This window comes from Amycolatopsis sp. La24 (assembly GCF_029087445.1).
In the GTDB taxonomy this organism is placed as follows: Bacteria; Actinomycetota; Actinomycetes; order Mycobacteriales; family Pseudonocardiaceae; genus Amycolatopsis; species Amycolatopsis nivea.
Genome location: NZ_JARACH010000086.1, coordinates 12823 through 32708, shown reverse-complemented (window position 1 = coordinate 32708; position 19886 = coordinate 12823). Strand labels below are relative to the sequence as shown.

The window sequence follows — 19886 nt, the reverse complement described above, 5'->3', positions numbered from 1 at the left end:
CTTGCCCACGCCCACGGCCAACTCCGCGCAGCCCGCCTCAGCACCGGTGATCGATAGTCAAAGACACCTGTCCACGACGCGAAACGCCAGGTCAAAGGCGGTATTTGAAGATCGAAGTCGAGATAACGGCGGCGACGGTCGCGTCACCGAAAGCTGTTGCCCAGTCAGCGATCCCGACGTTGGTGGTCAGGATCGTGGACGACTTGAGGTAGCGCTGGTTGATCACCTGGAACAACGCGGACGCGCCGTCGCCGGGCAGCGGCAGATAGCCGAGCTCGTCCAACTATGTGGATATCCACATAGTTGGACGAGTTCGGCTACATGGAACTGGACAAGGTCGGCGCGAAACTGCTCTTCCAGCTTTTCACCGACCGCGAGGAACGCCGCGCGATCGCCATCGCGACCAACGCACCCTTCTCGGAATGGCCGAAAACCTTCACCGACCAGCGTCTCTGCCGCGCCGTGATCGACCGCATGACCTTCAACGGCACCATCATCGAGACCGGCAGCGAGTCCTACCGCGCCCAGAGCACCCAAGCCCGGCTGCAGGAACAACAACTCGCCGCGAGCGAGAACGACGGCCTGATCGGCGCCCTCAACCGCCCCTGAAACGAATGGGGCCGGCTGCCCACGGCGACTGTCTTGTCGGAGACAGGTCCGTGAGCACCCGGCCCCGCACAACCTAAACCTCGATCCACCGAGGTGTGGGGCTGGGGTGGGTGTGTCGGAATGAGAGAAGTGCCCTCTGAGCTGGGATGATTGGAGTTCTCACACAGCAACCTGACCCCAGTTCTGGAAGGCACTTCGAGTGCAAGTTTCGCACAGGTTCGCCGAGGAGTCGGCGATATTCGACGATGACCATCTCGTGTCGCTGGCCGGTCTGGTGCCGGTGATGACGCTGGCCGGACAGACCAGACTGCCGCAACTGCTGGCGGAGAAGGTGTCGATCACCCAGCCGCGGATCGCGTCCGGGACGGCCAATCCGGGCCCGAAACTGGCCACGGTGATCGCGGGGATGTGCGCGGGCGCGGACTGTATCGACGATGTTGATGTTGTGCGCTCGGGCGGGATGACGACACTGTTCGGCGGGGTGTATGCGCCCTCGACGGTCGGAACCCTGTTGCGGGAGTTCACCTTCGGACACGCCCGCCAGCTGGAGTCGGTGCTGCGTGAACATCTGACGGCCTTGTGCGAGCGAGTCGATCTGCTGCCCGGCACTCACAAGCGGGTGTTTGTGGATATCGACTCGCTGTTGCGGCCGGTGTACGGGCATGCCAAGCAGGGCGCGTCCTACGGGCACACGAAGATCGCCGGGAAGCAGGTGCTCCGCAAAGGGCTTTCACCGTTGGCGACCACGCTGAGCACCGAGCACGGCGCGCCGGTGATCGCCGGGATGCGGTTGCGGGCCGGGAAGACCGGCTCCGGCAAGGGCGCCGGACGCATGGTCGCCCAGGCGATCGGGACCGCTCGTGCCGCCGGGGCCGGTGACATCCTCGTGCGGGGTGATTCCGCCTACGGCTCCCGGTCGGTAGTCCGCGCCTGCCGGCGGGCCGGGGCGCGATTCTCGCTGGTGCTGACCAAAAACGCCGCAGTGCGGCGGGTGATCGCGGCGATAGGTGAGGACGCGTGGACGCCGGTGAAATACCCCGGTGCGGTCCGTGACCCTGACACCGGGGAGTGGATCTCCGACGCCGAGGTCGCCGAAATCCCCTACACCGCGTTCGCCTCCACGGCCGACCGGGTCACCGCGAGGCTGATCGTGCGGCGTGTCAAAGACGCCCGCTACCCGGACGCGCTGTTCCCGGTCTGGCGATACCACCCGTTCTTCACCAACACCGCCGAACCGACCGCTGCCGCTGACATCACCCACCGCCGCCACGCGGTCATCGAAACCGTGTTCGCCGACCTCATCGACGGCCCCCTGGCGCACCTGCCCTCGGGCCGGTTCGGCGCCAACAGCGCGTGGGTGTTGTGCGCGGCGATCGCGCACAATCTGCTACGCGCCTGCGGTGTCCTGGCCGGCGACCGGCACGGCCACGCCCGCGGTGCCACCCTGCGCCGCCGCATCGTCACCGTCCCCGCCCGGTTCGCGCGCCCGCAGCGCCGACCGGTCCTGCACCTGCCCCGCCACTGGCCCGGGGCCACGTCATGGCTTCGGCTGTGGCGCAGCACTATCGGCTTTACGCCACCATCAGCGATGCCCATCTGACCACCCGCCGCACGACGGCCCGACCGGAGACCACAGTGGAAAAGCTGGGCAGACCAGCGGCTACCTCCCACCCGAAAAGACGCTGGTGCACCCCTTCAGCACGCGGACCAGCCCAAAATCCCAATCGGTGGATCGAGGCTAAGTCGTCCTCGACCTCGGGAATGTCGGCCTCGCCCGTTCGCTGGCCATCCTCGGCGTTGAGGAATCACTCATCGTCGGCTCATGGCCGCCGCCGAAGCGTTCGCGCACCTGGAGATCTCGACAGGGCTGCATGCTCTTCCGTCGAACTTTCGCCGAAGCCGGGCCCCGCCCGGCATCGACATGGAACAACGCGGCACCGTGGTCATTGTGCCGACGCGGCGCGGTTGCTGTCCGTACATCTTCACAGTCCGGAGGCAGCAGGGACCGAGCGTGAAGCCGCGTCCCGTTCGTCAGCACTCAGCGCAGCGTGTGGTGTGACGCTGGTCGGGTAGCCGCCAGTGGGGAGGTTCGAAACCCGGATTCCGGGATACCCCCGGGCGTATTCTGGCGTGGTAAGACGGTGAGAAAGGTGATCGGCGATGGAGTACGGCTTCGCTGTGCGGTGCGAGGCGCCGATGGGCGAGACGGTCGAGCGGGTACGGGCGGCGCTGGCCGAGCAGGGGTTCGGCGTACTGACCGAGATCGACGTGCAAGCGACGCTGCGGGCGAAGCTCGGTGAGGAGAGCGAGCCTTACTTGATCTTGGGGGCGTGCAACCCCCAGCTGGCGCATCAGGCGTTGGGCGTGGATCGGCGGATCGGGTTGTTGTTGCCGTGCAACGTCGTGGTGCGCGCAGACGGCGGGTCGACGGTGGTGGAGGCGCTGGACCCGCAGGTGATGGTCAGCGTACCGGGCGATTCCCGGCTGCAGCCGATCGCTGACGAGGCCGGTCGGCGCTTGCGTACCGCCTTGCAGACGGTCAAGGGTAGCTGATGGTGCTCGCGGCAGTTCCGGCAATCGGACGAGCCTGTGTGCTACGGGAGGTGAGGTCGCGATGATGGGCGGCGCGATGGGCGGCGCGATGGGATGGATGTGGATCTGGCCGGTACTGGTCGTGCTCGGCCTGTTCGCCGTCGTGGGGGGCCTGCTGTGGTGGGTGCGGGCGCGGCGCGAAACCCCGGCAGGCGCGAGCGGCAGTGCCCGCCGGATCCTGGACGAGCGGTTGGCGCGGGGCGAGATCGACGAGGACGAGTATCGGCGTCGTCGCACGGAGCTGCAGTGACTGGCGATCCGGTCGGTCGGCGCCGGGCGTTGGGGCTGCTGGCGGCGGGGTCGGCTTCGGTGGTAGCGGGGGTGACCGGCTGGGTGACTGGTCTGGGCGCCCCGGCCAGCGGTGGGTACCCGGTCACCGGTGACCAGCCGCTACGCGAACCACTGGCATCGACCAGCAATAACGGTGCGCTCGCCGTGTCGCTGACCGCGGCACCTGGCGCGGCGGTGGCCGGGCAGGCCGGCGCCGGGCTCGGGTTCAACGGAGGTTCTCCGGGGCCGACGTTGCGAGTGCGTCCCGGTGACGTTCTGCGAGTGCGCCTGATAAATCACCTGCAACAGCCCACAAACCTGCACACCCACGGGTTGCACGTTTCCCCGGAGCGCAACGGCGACAACCCGTTCGTGGTGATCGCGCCGGGCGAGGTGTTCGATTACGAGTACAGGATTCCGGCCAATCATCCGGCGGGGACGTTCTGGTACCACCCGCACCACCACCAGTACGTCGCGGATCAGCTCTTCGGCGGGCTCGCCGGTGCGCTGATCGTGGACGGCGGCCCCGACCTGGGTGCCGTTATGGACCGGGTGCTGCTGATCGGCGACACCACGCTGGACGGCGCGGGCCGGATCGCCGCGGTGAGCGCGATGGACCGGATGATGGGACGGCAGGGCTCGCTAGTCCTGGTCAACGGCCAGCACCAGCCCGTCGCCACCGCCGAGTCCGGGGTGCCGGAACGATGGCGGCTGATCAACGCCTGCACCTCGCGCGTGTTGTCCCTGCGGCTGGAAGGGCATCAGCTGACCCACGTCGCGAGGGACGGCTATTTCCTGCCGGTCCCGGAAGTGCGGGACCGGATCGTGCTCGCGCCCGGCAACCGCGCGGATGTCCTCGTTCACCCGGCGGCGGGACGGCACCGGCTGCTGACCGATCCCTATGACCGCGGCAATCCCGGGATGATGGGCGGTATGGCAGCCACGGGCTCCACTGCGGCCAACGGGCCCATCACTCTCGCGACACTGGTGGTGTCTGGGACAAAAAGCCGCACGGCCTCGCCACCGGGTGCGTTGCCGGCGCCGGTGCTGCCCACAGGGCCGGTGACGGCTCGGCGGACGGTGACGTTCGGCATGCAGATGGGCATGGGCGGTGGCGGGATGGGGTTCACCATCGATGGAAGGCGCTTCGACCCGCAGCGCACCGACCAGGCGGTCCGGCTCGGGGCCACCGAGGAGTGGCTGGTGTCCAACACCAGCCCGATGGATCACCCGTTCCACCTGCACGTGTGGCCCTTCCAGGTACTGGGCACCAGCGCAAACCCGGTAGCCGAGGAAAGCCTGCGGGACGTGGTGCTCGTGCCGGCGCACGGCTGGGCGCGCCTCCGGGTGACCTTCGCCGACTTCTCCGGCCGTAGCGTCTACCACTGCCACATCCTCGACCACGAGGACGCCGGCATGATGGCCACCATCCAGGTCGCACGCTGACTCTCGCTCCAGGTTTCTCTCCGGAACACGCGCTCCTGTGCCGACCCGCCTGTGACCGCGGCGGCATGGCCAGCGCAACGCCGGGCGTCCTCGGGTAGTCCGGCGGGAAGCCGACCGTTTTGTTGCCCCTGGCCGGGCGCGCCGGGGCGATCCCCCTGTCTCCGGCGGTGTGGTGTGTGCCGCAGCCACTCGTCTCTTTATACCCCGGGGGGTACCGTGGAGAGCGAGTGGTCGTCGAGTAAAGGAGAGTGCACGGATGTGTCGTCGTGTCACGTGTTCGCGGTGCGGGAAAGCCACCTACGCCGGATGCGGTCAGCATGTGGAGCAGGTGCTTGCCGGTGTGCCGGCTTCGCGGCGGTGCGCTTGCACGCCCGAGCCGGGTGCCGCGGCCCGCGTATTGCGCCGCCTGTTCGGCCGCGGCTGATCCGCCGGTCCGCGATGCCGGACACAGCTGGGTGAGGCCGCGCAATCACTACCCCCCGGGGTATGTTGAAGGCTGCGGAGGTGGAACATGGAAATGACACCCGAACTGGTGGGTGACGCGCTGGTGCGGTTGCGCCGGGCGCAGGGGCAGCTGGCTGCGGTGATCGGCATGATCGAGACCGGGGACGAGTGCGCCACGGTGCTGACCCAGCTGGCCGCGGTGTCGCGGGCGCTGGACCGGGCCGGGTTCAAGATCGTGGCCAGTGGGATGCGGCACTGCCAGGCCGCCCGCGACCGGGGCGAGGACCCCCCGATGACCGAGGCGGAGCTGGAGAAGCTGTTCCTGGCCTTGGCCTGACTTGTTCGGCGCGGAATTCCGGCGCCGACCTACGTTTGACGGATACCCCCGGGGTATTCGAGCGAAGTGGTGGAGGTACCACGTGGCAGTACATGAAGCGACGGTGGAAGAGCTGGAGCGGGCGCTCGCCGAAGGTGTGCGGCTGGTGGACGTGCGCACGCCGGGCGAGTTCGCCGAAGGGCATGTGCCCGGTGCGATCAACGTGCCGCTGGAGCAGGTCCCCGACGCGGGGCGGGAGTGGAACGGAGCGGGTGTGGCTGATCTGCCAGTCCGGGGCACGCAGCCTGCGCGCGGCGCAGGCGCTGGATGCCCTGGACGTGGCTGCGGTGTCGGTGGCCGACGGCACCGCCGGCTGGCAGCGCAGCGGCCGGCCCGTGCGAACCGGAACGAACTGAGGCAACGACCGCACTCGGGCGGGAAGGAGACAGCACATGCTGGACGTACAGGTGATCGAGACATCGTCGCTGGGCGACCGCAGCTACCTCGCGCACGACGGCGAGGTCGCCGTGGTGGTGGATCCACAGCGCGACATCGATCGGATCGTCGCCCTGGCGGGCCGGCTGGGGGTAGGGATCGAGTGGGTACTGGAAACCCACGTGCACAACGACTACGTCTCCGGCGGGCTGCAGCTGGCGCGGCTGACCGGCGCCCGCTACGGGATCGCCGCTGCCGACGACGTGTCCTACGACCGGGTGCCGTTGCGCGACGGGGACGTGCTGGAGGTGTCGCCGCGCATGCGGATCCGGCCGGTCGCGACCCCGGGCCACACCTTCCACCACCTCTCCTACCTCCTCGACGGTCCCACGGGGCCAGAAGGAGTGTTCACTGGCGGCTCGCTGCTGCTGGGCACCACCGGCCGCACCGACCTGCTCGGCCAGGACCACGCCCACGAACTGGCCCGCCGGCAGCGCACCTCCGCACAGCGGCTGGCGCAACTGTTGCCGGACGGGGCGAACGTGTGGCCCACCCACGGGTTCGGCAGCTTCTGCTCGGCCACCCAGGCCAGCGGTGACGCCTCCACCATCGGCCGGGAGAAGCAGATCAACCCGGCACTGACCCTGGCCGAATCCGAATTCGTCGAACAGACCCTCGCCGGCCTGGACGCCTACCCCGCCTACTACGCCCACATGGGCGCGCGCAACACCGCCGGGCCCGGACCGATCGACCTCACCCCGGTCCACACCGCCGACCCCGCCGAGTTACGTCGCCGGGTCGACGCGCAGGAATGGGTGGTCGATCTCCGCTCACGCAAAGCGTTCGTGCACTCGCACCTGGCCGGCACGATCAGCCTCGGGCTGGACGGGCCGATGGCGACCTGGCTGGGCTGGCTCATCGACTGGGGCGCGCCGATCACCCTGCTCGGCGACACACCCGAGCAGGTCACCCAGGCGCAGCGGGAACTCGCGCGCATCGGCATCGACCGGCCCGCCGCCGCGGCCACCGGCGACCCCGCCCAGTGGGCCGGCGACCGGCACGAGCAGGTAGCCACCATGACCACCGCGTCGTTCACCGACCTCGCCCACGCCCTGCGGCACGGCCACGCCGACAGCCTGCCCGCCCCCACCGTCGTGCTCGACGTGCGGCTGGCCCACGAGTGGCACGACTCCCACGTGCGCGACGCCGTGCACATCCCGCTGCCCGAGCTCCCGCACCGGCTCGGCGAGGTGCCCGCAGGCCCGGTGTGGGTGCACTGCGGCAGCGGCTACCGCGCCGCCGCCGCGGCGTCCCTGCTCGCCCGCGCGGGCCGCACGGTGGTGCTGGTCGACGACGCCTTCGCCGATGCCGCCGACGCCGGCGTCCCCATGGCGGCCTGACCGATGCTGGTGGCCGCCGCCCTGGCCGGGCTGCTGATCGGGCTCGCGCTCGGACTGCTCGGCGCGGGCGGGTCCATCCTCGCCGTGCCCGCGCTCGTCTACGCCGCCGGGCAACCACTCGCCTCCGCGATCCCCGCGTCCCTGCTGATCGTCGGCGTGTCCTCGGCCGCAGCGGTGATCCCGCGGCTGCGCGCCGGCACCGTGCGCTGGCCGGTCGCGCTGGTTTTCGGCGCGGCCGGTGTCCCCGCCGCCTTCGCCGGGGCGGCCCTCGGGCATCTGGTGCCGCCGCGGTTCCTGCTGCTCGGGTTCGCCGTCCTGATGGCCGTGGTCGCCGTCCGGATGCTCCGCAAACCCACCGGCACGGGCACGGCGGCGTGCCGGACCAGCGGAGGCCATGTCAACTGGCGGGCGTGCCTGCCCAAGGCCCTCGCCGCCGGGATCGCCGTCGGGGTACTGACCGGGCTGTTCGGCGTGGGCGGCGGATTCCTCATCGTGCCCGCCCTCACCCTGCTGCTCGGCCTCGACGCTGGCGAAGCAGTCGCCACCTCGCTGGTGATCATCGTGCTCAACTCCGCCGCCGGGCTCGCCGCCCACGCCGGCGCCCCACTCGATTGGGTCACCATCGGCATTTTCGGCGGCGGCGCCGTCCTGACCGCGCTGGCTGGTGGCCGTGTGGCCCGCCGCCTACCCGCCGACACGATCCGCCGCGGCTTCGCCTACCTCGTCCTGGTCGTCGCCGCCGCCATCGCCGTCACCGCCATAGTCGCCCCGGCCACCCTGCCGGCCCATTGACGGCGCCCTCCGTTCAAGGTTCGAGACCGGTCTGGGCGTGGCAAAACGAACCCGGCCAGCACAAGCACCGACGGGCACGCAGATCGATCCCACCTGGCCCGAACTGCTCCACTGATCAGGAGCACGACTCCACGCGGATCGTGGAACTGCGGCACTCACCCGGCCGACTGACTATGAAACGATCGCCTTGCACAACACGTGTTGTGATCAGTACGCTTCAACAACAAAGCCGCTGAGCTGCTGAGACTCCGTCGTAGAGTCCACCTCAGGTTGGCGACCCCCGGAGAATGCGGGACCTGCCGCAACGATTGCGCCGACTGTCCCCGGTGCCGCGACTTCGACTGCGAGGTGTGCCTGCCGGTAGTGATCACTCCCCGCACCGCCGCCGCGCTGGACGCGGCGCTGGGGAGGCTGGCCGACGAGGTCTACGACATCGCCGAGCAGACACCCTTGGCAGGCAGGGGACCGGCCCTCGACACGGACACGACCGTCCCGGCGTGCGTGGCCGACCGTGACCCGTGGTTCTTGCGGTGCTACGCACGGGCCTTCGACGACCTGGCCGGCGACCTCGCTGCCGGGAGGCGTCCGACCCCGGCGTGTACCGCCGAGGAGATCGCGCTGGACTTGGCGATCCAGGACGCCGAACGGTGTCAGAAGGACGAGCCCGACGTGCACGCCGAGCAGGTCGCCGCGCATCCGAGTTCACGGTTCGACTACGACTGGGCGATCCTGCAGGACGCCTTGTTCCAGGACAAGGACTACGAGGGGCTCCTCTATCACCCGGTCCCGTTGCCGGACATGGGCGCCGAGGACTGGTTCGGCGAATTCGGCAACGTCCCTGCCCGCGACCCCGAGCGCGGATTCCGCCGCTGAGCACCCTTTCGCAGTTTCGAAGGTCGTTTCGTGCGCCATCGAGCACACGGCGACCGACAGAATGCCGCAGCAAGCAGCGCCGAAGTATCACCGCGATGTCACACCGCGCCCGCGCTGACCGGCGACGATGCCGAGAACAAAGACCAAGGAGGTGACTGGCAGGATCGCCGGAACGAGCGCATGCTGAAAGTTCCTGTCGGAGCACAAAAGGGGGAACTGCATTGGGCACCGCGACCACCACCGAGGTCCGTACCGGATTCGGTGCGGCGATCCTGCTGGGCATCGGCGATGACGACAACGTCGCCTGCGTCGCCGAACACGATGCCGCCACCGAGGGTGAGGCCCGCCGCTGGATCGAGCAGGCCCTGCCGACCGCCGCGATGCCGGATTGGGTTCACCGGCGCCCCCACGGCACGGCCGGAGCCTTCCTGTTCGCCGTCTACACCGAAGGCATCCGCGTCCACGACGGACCGGGCGAATCCCGCTGGGAGAACTACCCGGACGACGCGCCCGAACACACCGCCGACCTCATCGACGGTGCCGTGCGCTGGTGGCCGCGCGCAGACACCCAGCGATAGCCACACATCCCGCGCGGCGGGCTCGTCGTGACGGTCTCGCTGCCTAGACTGCTGCCGATGGCACCCACCGGATCGAAGTCTATTGGTAACCACCGGAATCAGAACGTGCTGAATGCACTCCGGTGATCGCGCCGCCGATGGCTCGGCTGCGCGGGCGGCCTGGGCGCCGACTGCGGGTTCGGTATGCGCAACCGCAGCGGTCGGCTGGCGCGTCGCGTCCACCAGCTCACCGGATCATCGTTCAGAACGCTCCTTGCCTCACTTCACTCATCTGGCCAGGTCAGAACGTTTGCGTTGACACCCGTCGATCGGGATCGGCGACACTCCACCGGCGGGGTGGCGGCTAGTCGCCCCGCCGGTGTCGGTCCGCATCGTCGACGCCGTCGTCACGGTCGGACGGCCGTGCAGTTGCAGACGAGCTGGGATTTCTTGTTCATGTGGCTCGCGATTCAGTGCGCGATCCAGCGGGTGGAGTTGCTGGCGGGTTTAGCGTGGTGGTTTGGGTGAGTGCGTCTGCCCATGGCGCTTTCTGGGTGATGAGGCGGCGGAGTTTGGCGATGGCTCGGGGTTGGTTGACGGCGAGCGCCGCGGTGATGTGGTTGTTGTGGCGGTAGAGCACGGTGAATTGTCCGGTGTCGGGATCTCCGATGAGGGTGGACGGTTGGTCGGTGTGTGGGTCGCCGATGATTTGGATGCGGTGGCTGTACCAGTCGGACCACACGTAGGGCACGGGTTCGTAGCGGGTGGGTGCCGCGGTGGTGATGGCGTTGCGGGCGGCGTGGGCGCCTTGTTCGGCGGCGGCGGTCCAGTGTTCGAGCCGGAGGGTGCCCTCGCGTCGCGGGTGGGGGAATCGTGCCAGGTCTCCCGCGGCGTACACCCCCGGTGCCGAGGTGGCGAGGTAGGGGTCGCAGGCCACGCCGTCGTCGAGGGCGACGCCGGAGTCGGTGAGCCAGCCTGTGGTGGGGACGGCGCCGATTCCGACGAGCACGGTGTCGGCGGGCAGGACGCTGCCGTCGGACAGGTGCACCTGCTCGATGTGGCCGGTGCCGGAGAAGTCGGTGACCTGGACACCGCATTTGAGGGTGGTGCCGGCCTGTGTGTGCAGCCGGGCCAGTGCTGTCCCGGCGGTTTGTCCGACCGCGTGGGCCAGGGGTGTGTCCTGGGTTTCGACGATGGTCGCGTGGATGCCGTGTTGGGTTGCTGTGGCTGCGACTTCCGAGCCGATGAAGCCTGCGCCGATGATCACCAGGTTGGTTGTCCGCGCGAGTGCGGCGCGCAGCGCCCGGGCGTCGTCGAGGGTGCGCAGGTAGTGCAGGCCGGCGAGGTGGGTGGTGGTTGGCCACCGGCGTGCCGTGGCGCCGGTGGCGATGATCAACCGGTCGTAGGGCAGGCGTTGCTGGTCGTGCAGCAGGAGTTCCCGGCTGTCGGTGTCCAGTCCGGTGGCCGTGACTCCGAGGCGCAGGTCCACACCGAGGTCGTCGCGTAACTCGTCTTCTGCCATCAGGACGGCGGGGGCAGGGGGGTGAGCCTGCTCGTCGGGTTCGTGTGCGGCTGGGTGGTCGCTGCTGTGGGTGAGGAACGTTTTCGATAGTGGGGGCCGGTCGTAGGGTAGGTGTTCCTCGGCGCCGATGAGGATGATGGTGCCGGTGTGCCCGGCGTGCCGCGCGGCGCGCGCGGCACGCACCCCGGCCAGCGAGGCACCGACGATCACGAGTCGGCCGGGCTCGGTGGCCGCGTGGGCACTCATGACGGCGGGGCGTCTGCCAGCCGGAGCGCGAGTGTCGGGCATTGCTGCACGGCCTGCTCGATGACTTCACGCCGATCGTTGGGGGGCGGGTCCTGGAGCAGGTGTGCCAGGCCGTCGTCGCCGACTTCGAAGATGTCCTCGGCGAGGCCTTCGCAGACGCCGTGCCCGGTGCAGCGGTCGGGGTCGATGTGGATGTTCATCTGCTCCCTCCTTGACGTGGTGGCAGAGACGTGGTGGCAGAAAGGGGTGGGTCGGGGCTGGCAGTCGGTGTCGACGGTCAGTGCTCCGGGGTCAGTGTTCTGGGGTGAAGCGGCAGGGCATGGACTTCACGGCGTGCAGGAAGTTGCCGGGGACCAGTCGCTGGTCGCCGGCTTCGATGTCGGGTAGGCGGTGCAGTAGTTCGTCGAACAGGGCACGGAGCTGGGTGCGGGCGAGTTGGTTGCCGAGGCAGTGGTGGATGCCGCCGCCGCCGAACCCGATGTGCGGGTTGGGGTCGCGGGAGAGGTCGAAGCGCCACGGGTCGGTGAACACCCGCTCGTCGCGGTTGGCCGAGGAGTAGAACATGACGACCTTGTCGCCGGCGGTGATGTGCTGGCCGTGTAGTTCGAGGTCGCGGGCGGCGGTGCGGCGGAAGGTCATGATCGGGGTGGCCCAGCGGACGAACTCCTCGACCGCGCCGTCGATGCGGTTGGCGAAGTCGCTCATCAGCCAGGCCCGCTGGTCGGGGTGGTCGGTGAGGGCTTTGAGCGCGTGGCTGGTGGACTGGCGGGTGGTGTCGTTGCCGGCGATGGTCAGCAGGGCGAAGAAGGCGCTGATCTCGTCGTCGGTGAGGCGTTCCCCGTCGATTTCGGCCTGGACGAGCGCGGTGATCAGGTCGTCGCCGGGGTTGCGGCGCCGGTGATCGGCAAGGTCGGTGATCAGGCCGTGCATGTAGTGCAGCGCCTGGAACAGTCGGCCGAGGACCTGTTCACGTCCGTGCCCGACGAGTTCGGGGTCGTTCCAGCCGGTGCCGACGGCGGCTTCGTGGGCGGCTTTCTGGCGTTCACCGTCGGGCACGCCCATGATGTCGTTGATGTTGTGCATCGGCAGCAGGGCCGCGCACTCGGCGACGAAGTCGGCCTCGCCTCCGCTGTCCGCCCCTACGGCGGCGAGGTGGTCCACGACCATGCGGGCGTTGGCGCGGATCCGGTCGTTGATGCGGCGCATCTGTTTCGGGGTAAATGCCGAAGCCACGAGCCGTCGCATCTTGGTGTGCCGGGGCGGATCCATCCCGATGATCGACTGGGCGGCCTCGACGAGTTCGGGGGGCAGGCTTTCCATCAGGATGCCGGGCCCGGACAGGAAGTCCTCGTGCCGCTTCGTGACCTCGACCAGATCGGCGTGCCGCACGATCGCCCAGAACCCGTAGTCCTCCGGGTCATCCAGCAACTGCTCCTCAAACGGGCGATGCCAGGTGACCGGCCGGTCGGCGCGCAGCGCGGCGAAGTTGGCGTCCCGTTCGGCCATGGTCGCCGACCAGAATCCCCGTGAGGACAGGTCCACCTCGTCGTAGGGACGGTCGGGATGACCGCTGGCGTTCCGGGTACGGGGCAGCGTCACGGCGGCACCCTCCTCAGCATCGGCGTTGACACCCTCAAGGTTAGACAGCATGCGTCACATTGTCTAGATAGAAGACATGAGATCGTGACCGGTCTACTGGTTTGACGACCGTGGGCGGCTTGTCTAAGGATGGTGGGGTGGTGAATGCGAGATTGTCGGGGCGGGCGCGCCAGTTGATGCGGGCGGACGCCCTCGATGTGGCGGAGGCGATCGTGCTGGATCGCGGGTACCGCGGGGTGAACATGCAGGAGGTCGCGGACCGGGTGGGGGTGGCCCGGCAGACGCTTTACAGCGAATTCGGCAGTAAGCAAGGTCTCGCGTCGGCGTTGGTGCTGCGGCTGACGGGCCAGTTCCTGGACGGTATCGAGCGGGCGCTGGCGGCTCATCCGGAGATGCGGGCGGCGTGGTGGGCGGCCGCCCGCTACACCTTCGACGCCGCTGCCGACAACCCGCTGTTGAAGGCCGTCCTGGTCGGCGACGGCAGTGGTGAGCTGCTGCCGCTGTTGACCAGCGAGGCCGCGCCGGTGGTGCGGGAGGCGACCGAACGTCTGGTGACAGGTGTGTGTCGGCGTTGGCCCGGTCTCGATCATGCCGAGGTCGGCGTCGCGGCCGAGGCCGCGACCCGGCTGGCGTTGAGCCACCTGGTGTTGCCGCTGCACCCTCCGGATGTCGTCGCCGAGCACATCGCGGAGTTGGTGGTGCGGTTTCTTGGTCACCAGGGGTGACCCGAGGGTGGAGACGGGTGGCGCGGTTCAGCGTCGGGTTAGGTGGACGGGCAGTCCGTCGGTGGGGATGGGTAGTGAGGTGTTGTCCCAGCGCACCCGGTAGCCATCCGGCACGCTCCAGTGGTGGGTGCGCAGCATCTCGTGCAGGATCGCCTTGACTTCGAGGGTGCCGAAATGCATGCCGATGCATTTGTGTACGCCGCCGCCGAACGGGATCCACGCGAAGCGGTGGTTCTGGTCCTCGCGGCGGTGCGCGGCGAACCGGTCGGGGTCGAAGGTGTCGGGGTCGGTCCAGCATTCCGGCACGAAGTGGTTGATCGCGGGGGCGACCGCGACCAGGGTGTCGGCGGGGAGGTAGTGGCCGAGGATCTCGGTGTCGGTCACGGTCTTGCGCATCACCAGCGGTACGGGCGCGAGCAGTCGGAGTGCTTCCTTGATGACCAGGTCGAGGGTGTCCAGGCGCTCCAGGGCGTCGATGTCGGGGAGGTCGTCGCCGAGGGCGAGGGATTCCTGGCGGGCGCGGTCCTGCCAGTGGGGGTGGGTGGCGAGGTAGTAGGCGGCCGCGGTGGTGGTGATGGTGGAGGTGTCGTGCGCGGCCATCATCAAGAAGATCATGTGGTTGATGACGTCGTCGTCGCTGAACTGCTCGCCTTCGGGGGTGGTGGCCTGGCACAGCGCGGAGAACAGGTCCTCACCGTTGCCGGCGCGGGCGGCGGGCAGATGGTGGGCGAAGTAGCGCTCCAGGACGCGGCGGCCGCGCAGCCCGGCGCGGTAGCGGGTGCCGGGCAGGGGGTAGCGAACCAGGGAGCTGGCGGCGCGCACGGTGGCCACGAACGCGTGGTTGATCCGCTCACTGTCAACCCCGTCTCCGCGGCCGCCCATGAACACCCGGGTCGCGATGTCCAGGGTCAGGTCTTTGAGCAGCCAGTACAACCGAACCGGGTGGGTGGTGGACCAGGTGGGCACGGTGGCGCGCACACAAGGTCCGACCTGCTGGGTGTAGCCGGCGAGGCGGTCGCGGGTGAAGGCGTGCTGCATGATGCGGCGGTGCATCTTGTGCTCGTCGAAGTCGAGCAGCATCAGCCCGCGGTGGAAGAACTGGTCGATCAGGAAGGTCCACCCGGCTTGAGAGAAGGCCTTGTCCTTGTTGGTGAGCACCAGCTGGGTCGCTTCGGGTCCGGCGACGGTGGCGATGCGGGTGCCGAAGGCGCCCATCCAGGTCACGGGGCCGTAGCGGTCGTAGCGTTCGCGGGCGAAGTCGGTGCCGAACCGGATGTAGTCGAGCACGTGCCCGACCAGTGGGGTGCCGTAGTCGCCGCGGATCGGCCGCAGGTCGCTGCCCGAGGGTGGGGCGGCGAGGTCGGTGGCGGGCCAGCGGCGGCTGAACCGGCGCAGGGCGTCATCGACCGGCTGGGGTGCCGGTGCCAGTAGCACCGAGGACAGGCGCTGCCGGGCTGCCCGGGTGGTGCGCTCGATCAGGTGCGTCATCTCGGCTCCTCTATCGGTGGGGTGTGGGACGGGGCGAAAGTGTCGATCACCGCGGTGGTGGCCGATGGGCCGGCGAATGAGGGCGGGTAGAGCAGGGTGTGCTCGTACAGGCCCGCCCAGCGAGCATCGAACTGGGCCCGCACCTGGTCGGGGGTGCCGGCCAGGGCGATCGTGTCGATCATCTGGTCGGTGACGGCGGCCACCATCGCCTCCAGGTCTCCGGCCTTGTGGGCGGTGCGGATGGCGGCGGCCTCGTCGGTGAACCCGTGCAGGGTCATGATCGCGTCGTAGGTTTTGACCGAGGCGTAGAACGCGATCTGGGCCGCGGCGAGCCGGCGGGCCTGTGTCGGGTCCGGATCGACCGCGCAGATCACGTAGCCCGCGACCGGCACCGGCTTGGTGCGTCCCGCGCGTTGGGCGCCGGCCTGCAGAGCGGGACGCACGGTGTGGCGCAGGTATTCGGGGGTGCACAGCGGATGGCCCACGAGCCCGTCGGCGACCGCGCCGGCGGCGCGGACCATGCGGGCGTTCACCCCGGCCAGATAGAGCGGGATCGCCCGGCGTGTCGGCGGCGGCACCGGGGCGGTGGGCACGACGTGTGCGCGGTAGAAGCGGCCCTCGTGGTGCACCGGGCCCTCGTCCAGCCGCCACAGCTGGCGCAGCAGCGGTATCAGCTCCTCCGTCCGGGGCGCGGGATGCTCACCTGACAGGCCGTGCCAGTCCTGCTGCATGCGCCGGGTTCCGGTGCCCAGCCCCAGGATCAGCCGACCACCAGAGAGCGTGTCGAGGTCCCGGGCCTCGGCGGCCAGCACCAGCGGGGTCCGGCCGAAACCGTAGGCGATCCCGGTGCCCAGCGTGATGTTCTCGGTCGCCGCGGCCATGGCCGCCACGGCCACCACCGCCGACCGGTCGTAGAAATCGGCCGCCCACACCGAGGCGAAACCCGCCCGCTCCGCGGCGGCGGCCATCGACGCCACCTCGTGCACGTCCCGCCCGGCGCACACCAGCGACAACCCCCGCCGGGCCGATGCCACCGTCGGTTCGCTCGTCATCGAAGGCTCCCTTCGCGCCACCTGGCTTGTCCTCCCCCACGGCGGGGGACCCGTCACTCCGTCGCGTCCACGGGGCCGGGCCGGTTGCGCTGCACCGCGCGGGCCTCGTAACCGGCCCGGGCAGCCGGATCGGCACCCGCGAGGACCCGATCCGCGCGGGAGGCCCGCAACAGAACGTCGCCGACCGCGCGCGGCGCCAAGGCCAGCAGCCGGTTCATCGCCCCCAGCGACCGAGGCACATACACCTCGAACCGCGGGCGGGCCACCGCGCCCACGATCGCCTCAGCCACCTGCTGCGGCGTCACCGGCCGCACCAGCGGCGACTCGCCGAGCCCCGAGGCCAGCTCGGTCCGCACCACCGTGGGCATCACACACGACACCGACACACCCGTGCCGCGCAGCTCAGCCCGCAGCGCCTCGGACAACCCGACGACGCCGTGCTTGGTGGCGCAATAGGTGGCGGCCTCGGCGAACCCGACCTTGCCCGCCTCCGAGGCCACGTTGACGATGTGGCCCCGCCCTCGCGGACGCATCCGGCGTACTGCCTGCCGGCTGCCGTGGATCACGGCGTGCAGGTTGATCTCCACCTGTCGCGCCGTGACCGCCTCCGGCTCGTCGGCCAGCCGCCCCAGCGGCATGATCCCCGCGTTGTTGATCAGCACGTCGAGCGGCCCGAACGCCTCCTCGACCTGATCGAGGAAACCGGTGAACGAGTCCCGGTCGGTCACGTCCACCCGCCACACTCGCACCGCCTGCGCCTGTCCCTGCGCCGGCGAGGGGTCCAGGTCACCGATCGCCACTCTGGCCCCAGCCCGGGCCAGCGCGTCCGCGGTCGCCGCCCCGATTCCTCGCGCTCCGCCGGTGATGGCAACCACCACACCGGCCAGCGGCCGCGCGACCGGAACCCGGCGTTGCCAAAACCTGCCTACCCGCTCAGCCATGGACGTCGCCTCCGCCGCTGATCGATCCGCATTCTGACAGAAACCACTGTCAGAATGCTTCTGACAGGAGACCATGTCAAGATGGGGTCATGACGACGCCAAGGCGGAGCTATCGCGGGGTCAGCGCCGAGCAGCGCCGCGACCTGCGGCGCGAGCAGTTGCTGGAGGCCGGCCTGGATCTGCTGGGCACTCAAGGGTGGCAGCAGACCACGATGACCGCGGTCTGCGCGCGTGCCGGGCTCACCGAGCGCTACTTCTACGAGAACTTCGCCCACCGCGACGAGCTGCTGTTGGCCGTTCTCGACCGGATCGCGGCGCGGATCCGGGACGTGGCGTTGCGGGCACTGGCCGGCCCGGACGGCGACCCGCGCGCGAAGGCGGAGGCGGCGATCGGCGCGTTCGTCGACCTGCTCACCGACGACCCCCGGGTCGGGCGCGCGGCGATACTGGAATCCGCCGCCGCTGAGCCGCTGCGGGCCCGGCGGCACGAACTGCTCGTCGGCTTCGGTCAGCTGATCGCCACCCAGGCGCGCGCCCTCTACGGCGACAACGCGCTGCCCCCGCCCCGCGACCGCATCAACGGCCTCATGCTCACCGGCGGGCTCGCCGAACTGCTCATGGCCTGGCTCAACGGGGAGATGCAGATCGACCGCCAGGACATCATCGACACCGTCGCCACGCATTTCGCCGCCACCGCACGACAGCAATAGCCACGGGCGGTGCTGTGACGGCGCCCACGCAGACTTTCAGAACTCCTAGTCTTACAGCGAGACTGCTAGTCTCGCTGTGTTTCGATGGTGGAAGGACAAACACACACGATGGCCGATTCGGGGTTCGCTTCGCTGCCGCCGCACCATCCGCAGTGTCTGGGCTGCGGGCCGGACAACCCGGCCGGGCTACAACTGTCCGTCTACCGCGACGGTGACGAGGTCTTCACCGACCTCGCCTTCGACGCACGCCATCGGGGCGCTCCTGGGCTGGCGCACGGCGGCGCGATCTCCGCGGCCTGCGACGACCTGTTCGGGTTCGTGCTCTACGTCGTCGAGGAGATCGCCGTCACCCGCACGTTGACCGTCGAGTACCGCGCTCCCGTGCCGTTGGGACAGCGGCATCGCATCACCGCACGCCTGCACCACCGGGACGGCCGGCGGCTGCACCTGGAAGCCGCGGGCGTCGGCGACGACGGTGTCACGCGGTTCACCGCCCAGGCGCTGTTCATCGTCGTCGACATCGACCATTTCAGCGATCACGGCACCGAACACGACGTCCACGCCATGTTCACCCAGCACCCCCTGCGCACCCGCGAGGGCGGCTGAGGCCGTCCACCACGGCACCACCGGCGACCCACTCACAACCCGACGAAGGCGGTGCCGGTGGCTGGGGTACCGCGACACGATGAAGGAGACGCTCCGTGCCCGCACACCGCAGCCGCCCGTGGATGACCGCCGACCTCGACGCGTTCCGCGACCTCGCGCGTCAATTCTGCGAGAAAGAACTGTCGCCGAACCAGCAGCGGTGGGCGGCGCAGAAAAGCGTCGATCGCGACCTCTGGAACAAGGCCGGGGAGGTGGGGCTGCTATGCCTGGCGATCCCGCAGGAATACGGTGGGGGCGGTGGCACCTTCGCCCATGAAGCCGTCCTGCTCGAAGAACAGGCCGCCAGCGGCGACAGCTGCTGGGGCGTGGGCCTGCACAACGCCATCGTGGCGCACTACCTGCTCGCCTACGGCACCGAGGGCCAGAAACGGGACTGGCTGCCCAAACTCGCCCGCGGCGAGTGGGTCGGCGCCATCGCCATGACCGAACCCGGCACCGGCTCGGACCTGCAAACCGTCACCACGAAAGCCATCCGCGACGGCGACTCCTACATCGTCAACCGCGCCAAGACCTTCATCACCAACGGCGGCCAGGCCGACCTGATCCTCGTCGTGGCCAAGACCGATCCGACACGGGGTGCCGAGGGCATCTCGCTGATCGTGGTGGAAGCCGAGCGCGACGGGTTCCGGCGCGCTCGGGTCCTGGACAAGGTCGGCCTGAAAGGACAGGACACCGCCGAACTGTTCTTCGACGACGTCCGCGTCCCGACTGGTCACCTCCTCGGTGAGGTCGAGGGCCACGGTTTCCTCCAGCTGATGCAGCAGCTCCCGCAGGAGCGGCTGCTTATCGGCATCGCCTCCGTCGCGGCCATGGAACTCGCCCTACGCGACACACTCGACTACACCCGCAGCCGCACGGCGTTCGGCCGGGACATCTTCTCCTTCCAGAACACCAAGTTCACCCTCGCCGAAGCGGCGACCGAAACGCGGGTGGCCCGCGTGTTCCTTGACGACTGCATCAGCAAACACCTCGACGGCACGCTCGACGTCCCGACCGCGGCCATGCTCAAATGGTGGTCCAGCGACCGCGCCATGCGAGTCATCGACGACTGCGTCCAGCTCCACGGCGGCTACGGCTACATGAGCGAGTACCGCATCGCCCGTGCATGGACCGACCAGCGGGTGCAGAAGATCTACGGCGGCACCAACGAGATCATGAAAGAGATCATCGCCCGTACGCTATGACCTCGGCTCGCGCGGGACT

The 19886-nt window shown here is 69.4% G+C and carries 23 protein-coding genes and 1 pseudogene; 17 read left to right on the top strand and 7 right to left on the bottom strand.

What is annotated here, in order from left to right; genetic code table 11:
* Window positions 1–91 precede the first annotated feature (91 nt).
* The gene (locus PUT80_RS42785; RefSeq protein ID WP_229857928.1) at window positions 92–283 is read right to left on the bottom strand and encodes an ATP-binding protein; all 192 of its coding nucleotides are present in this window, start codon (window positions 281–283) and stop codon (window positions 92–94) included.
* A gap of 20 nt (window positions 284–303) precedes the next feature.
* Here PUT80_RS42785 and PUT80_RS42780 point away from each other — a divergent pair, with 20 nt between their 5' ends.
* From PUT80_RS42780 to PUT80_RS42725, 13 genes and pseudogenes are all read left to right on the top strand, one after another.
* The gene (locus PUT80_RS42780) at window positions 304–609 is read left to right on the top strand and encodes an ATP-binding protein (RefSeq protein WP_275295543.1); all 306 of its coding nucleotides are present in this window, start codon (window positions 304–306) and stop codon (window positions 607–609) included.
* 199 nt (window positions 610–808) lie between these two features.
* Window positions 809–2209 carry an IS1380 family transposase gene (locus PUT80_RS42775; protein ID WP_101436323.1) on the top strand — a complete coding sequence of 467 codons (1401 nt, stop codon included), beginning with the start codon at window positions 809–811 and terminating at the stop codon, window positions 2207–2209.
* 222 nt (window positions 2210–2431) lie between these two features.
* Window positions 2432–2668, top strand: a complete 237-nt coding sequence (locus tag PUT80_RS42770) for a hypothetical protein (RefSeq protein WP_143271393.1) — start codon at window positions 2432–2434, stop codon at window positions 2666–2668.
* 101 nt (window positions 2669–2769) lie between these two features.
* Window positions 2770–3162, top strand: a complete 393-nt coding sequence (locus PUT80_RS42765; RefSeq protein ID WP_101436324.1) for a DUF302 domain-containing protein — start codon at window positions 2770–2772, stop codon at window positions 3160–3162.
* Between the two features lie 61 nt (window positions 3163–3223).
* Window positions 3224–3451, top strand: a complete 228-nt coding sequence (locus PUT80_RS42760) for an SHOCT domain-containing protein (RefSeq protein ID WP_101436325.1) — start codon at window positions 3224–3226, stop codon at window positions 3449–3451.
* Window positions 3448–4917, top strand: coding sequence for a multicopper oxidase family protein (locus PUT80_RS42755; protein ID WP_101436326.1), 1470 nt, complete (start codon window positions 3448–3450; stop codon window positions 4915–4917). Before PUT80_RS42760 ends, PUT80_RS42755 begins: the two co-directional genes overlap by 4 nt.
* Before the next feature lie 511 nt (window positions 4918–5428).
* The gene (locus PUT80_RS42750; RefSeq protein WP_101436327.1) at window positions 5429–5698 is read left to right on the top strand and encodes a metal-sensitive transcriptional regulator; all 270 of its coding nucleotides are present in this window, start codon (window positions 5429–5431) and stop codon (window positions 5696–5698) included.
* A gap of 82 nt (window positions 5699–5780) precedes the next feature.
* Window positions 5781–5860: pseudogene (locus PUT80_RS46365) on the top strand (hypothetical protein); the annotation flags it as partial.
* An 89-nt stretch (window positions 5861–5949) separates the two neighbouring features.
* The gene (locus PUT80_RS42745; RefSeq protein ID WP_229857929.1) at window positions 5950–6093 is read left to right on the top strand and encodes a hypothetical protein; all 144 of its coding nucleotides are present in this window, start codon (window positions 5950–5952) and stop codon (window positions 6091–6093) included.
* A gap of 36 nt (window positions 6094–6129) precedes the next feature.
* Complete coding sequence (locus PUT80_RS42740; protein ID WP_101436328.1) at window positions 6130–7512, top strand: MBL fold metallo-hydrolase; 1383 nt, start codon at window positions 6130–6132, stop codon at window positions 7510–7512.
* A 3-nt stretch (window positions 7513–7515) separates the two neighbouring features.
* Complete coding sequence (locus tag PUT80_RS42735) at window positions 7516–8304, top strand: sulfite exporter TauE/SafE family protein (protein ID WP_101436329.1); 789 nt, start codon at window positions 7516–7518, stop codon at window positions 8302–8304.
* 363 nt (window positions 8305–8667) lie between these two features.
* Window positions 8668–9177: a hypothetical protein gene (locus tag PUT80_RS42730; protein ID WP_101436330.1), complete on the top strand. Its 510-nt coding sequence runs from the start codon at window positions 8668–8670 to the stop codon at window positions 9175–9177.
* A gap of 221 nt (window positions 9178–9398) precedes the next feature.
* Window positions 9399–9755 (top strand): hypothetical protein, encoded by a 357-nt coding sequence (locus PUT80_RS42725; RefSeq protein ID WP_101436331.1) that lies wholly within the window; start codon window positions 9399–9401, stop codon window positions 9753–9755.
* A gap of 433 nt (window positions 9756–10188) precedes the next feature.
* On the opposite strand, the gene PUT80_RS42720 is transcribed toward PUT80_RS42725, so the two are convergent.
* From PUT80_RS42720 to PUT80_RS42710, 3 genes are all read right to left on the bottom strand, one after another.
* A complete protein-coding gene (locus tag PUT80_RS42720; protein WP_101436332.1) occupies window positions 10189–11502 on the bottom strand; it encodes an FAD-dependent oxidoreductase in 1314 nt (437 codons plus the stop codon).
* Entirely contained in the window at window positions 11499–11702 is a 204-nt protein-coding gene (locus PUT80_RS42715) for a ferredoxin (protein WP_101436333.1), read from the bottom strand. The genes PUT80_RS42720 and PUT80_RS42715 overlap by 4 nt, the downstream gene beginning before the upstream one ends.
* Before the next feature lie 91 nt (window positions 11703–11793).
* On the bottom strand, window positions 11794–13152 hold the full coding sequence (locus PUT80_RS42710) for a cytochrome P450 (RefSeq protein ID WP_101436334.1): 1359 nt from the start codon (window positions 13150–13152) through the stop codon (window positions 11794–11796).
* Window positions 13153–13298: 146 nt separating this feature from the next.
* Here PUT80_RS42710 and PUT80_RS42705 point away from each other — a divergent pair, with 146 nt between their 5' ends.
* Window positions 13299–13826 (top strand): TetR family transcriptional regulator, encoded by a 528-nt coding sequence (locus PUT80_RS42705; protein ID WP_208637355.1) that lies wholly within the window; start codon window positions 13299–13301, stop codon window positions 13824–13826.
* Between the two features lie 27 nt (window positions 13827–13853).
* Here the strand turns inward: PUT80_RS42705 and PUT80_RS42700 are convergent, their stop codons facing one another.
* Genes PUT80_RS42700 through PUT80_RS42690 form a run of 3 tightly spaced genes read right to left on the bottom strand, consistent with a single transcriptional unit; the run spans window position 13854 to window position 17307 of the window.
* Complete coding sequence (locus PUT80_RS42700) at window positions 13854–15314, bottom strand: cytochrome P450 (protein ID WP_101436336.1); 1461 nt, start codon at window positions 15312–15314, stop codon at window positions 13854–13856.
* The gene (locus PUT80_RS42695; protein WP_101436337.1) at window positions 15311–16366 is read right to left on the bottom strand and encodes an LLM class flavin-dependent oxidoreductase; all 1056 of its coding nucleotides are present in this window, start codon (window positions 16364–16366) and stop codon (window positions 15311–15313) included. The genes PUT80_RS42700 and PUT80_RS42695 overlap by 4 nt, the downstream gene beginning before the upstream one ends.
* A gap of 53 nt (window positions 16367–16419) precedes the next feature.
* Entirely contained in the window at window positions 16420–17307 is an 888-nt protein-coding gene (locus tag PUT80_RS42690; RefSeq protein WP_101436338.1) for an SDR family oxidoreductase, read from the bottom strand.
* Between the two features lie 89 nt (window positions 17308–17396).
* Between PUT80_RS42690 and PUT80_RS42685 the strand changes: the two genes are divergently transcribed.
* The 3 genes from PUT80_RS42685 to PUT80_RS42675 all read left to right on the top strand — a co-directional run bounded on the left by PUT80_RS42685 (window position 17397) and on the right by PUT80_RS42675 (window position 19867).
* Window positions 17397–18017, top strand: a complete 621-nt coding sequence (locus tag PUT80_RS42685; protein ID WP_101436339.1) for a TetR/AcrR family transcriptional regulator — start codon at window positions 17397–17399, stop codon at window positions 18015–18017.
* A gap of 108 nt (window positions 18018–18125) precedes the next feature.
* Complete coding sequence (locus PUT80_RS42680; RefSeq protein WP_101436340.1) at window positions 18126–18623, top strand: PaaI family thioesterase; 498 nt, start codon at window positions 18126–18128, stop codon at window positions 18621–18623.
* 122 nt (window positions 18624–18745) lie between these two features.
* Window positions 18746–19867, top strand: a complete 1122-nt coding sequence (locus PUT80_RS42675) for an acyl-CoA dehydrogenase family protein (protein ID WP_101436341.1) — start codon at window positions 18746–18748, stop codon at window positions 19865–19867.
* Window positions 19868–19886: the final 19 nt, after the last annotated feature.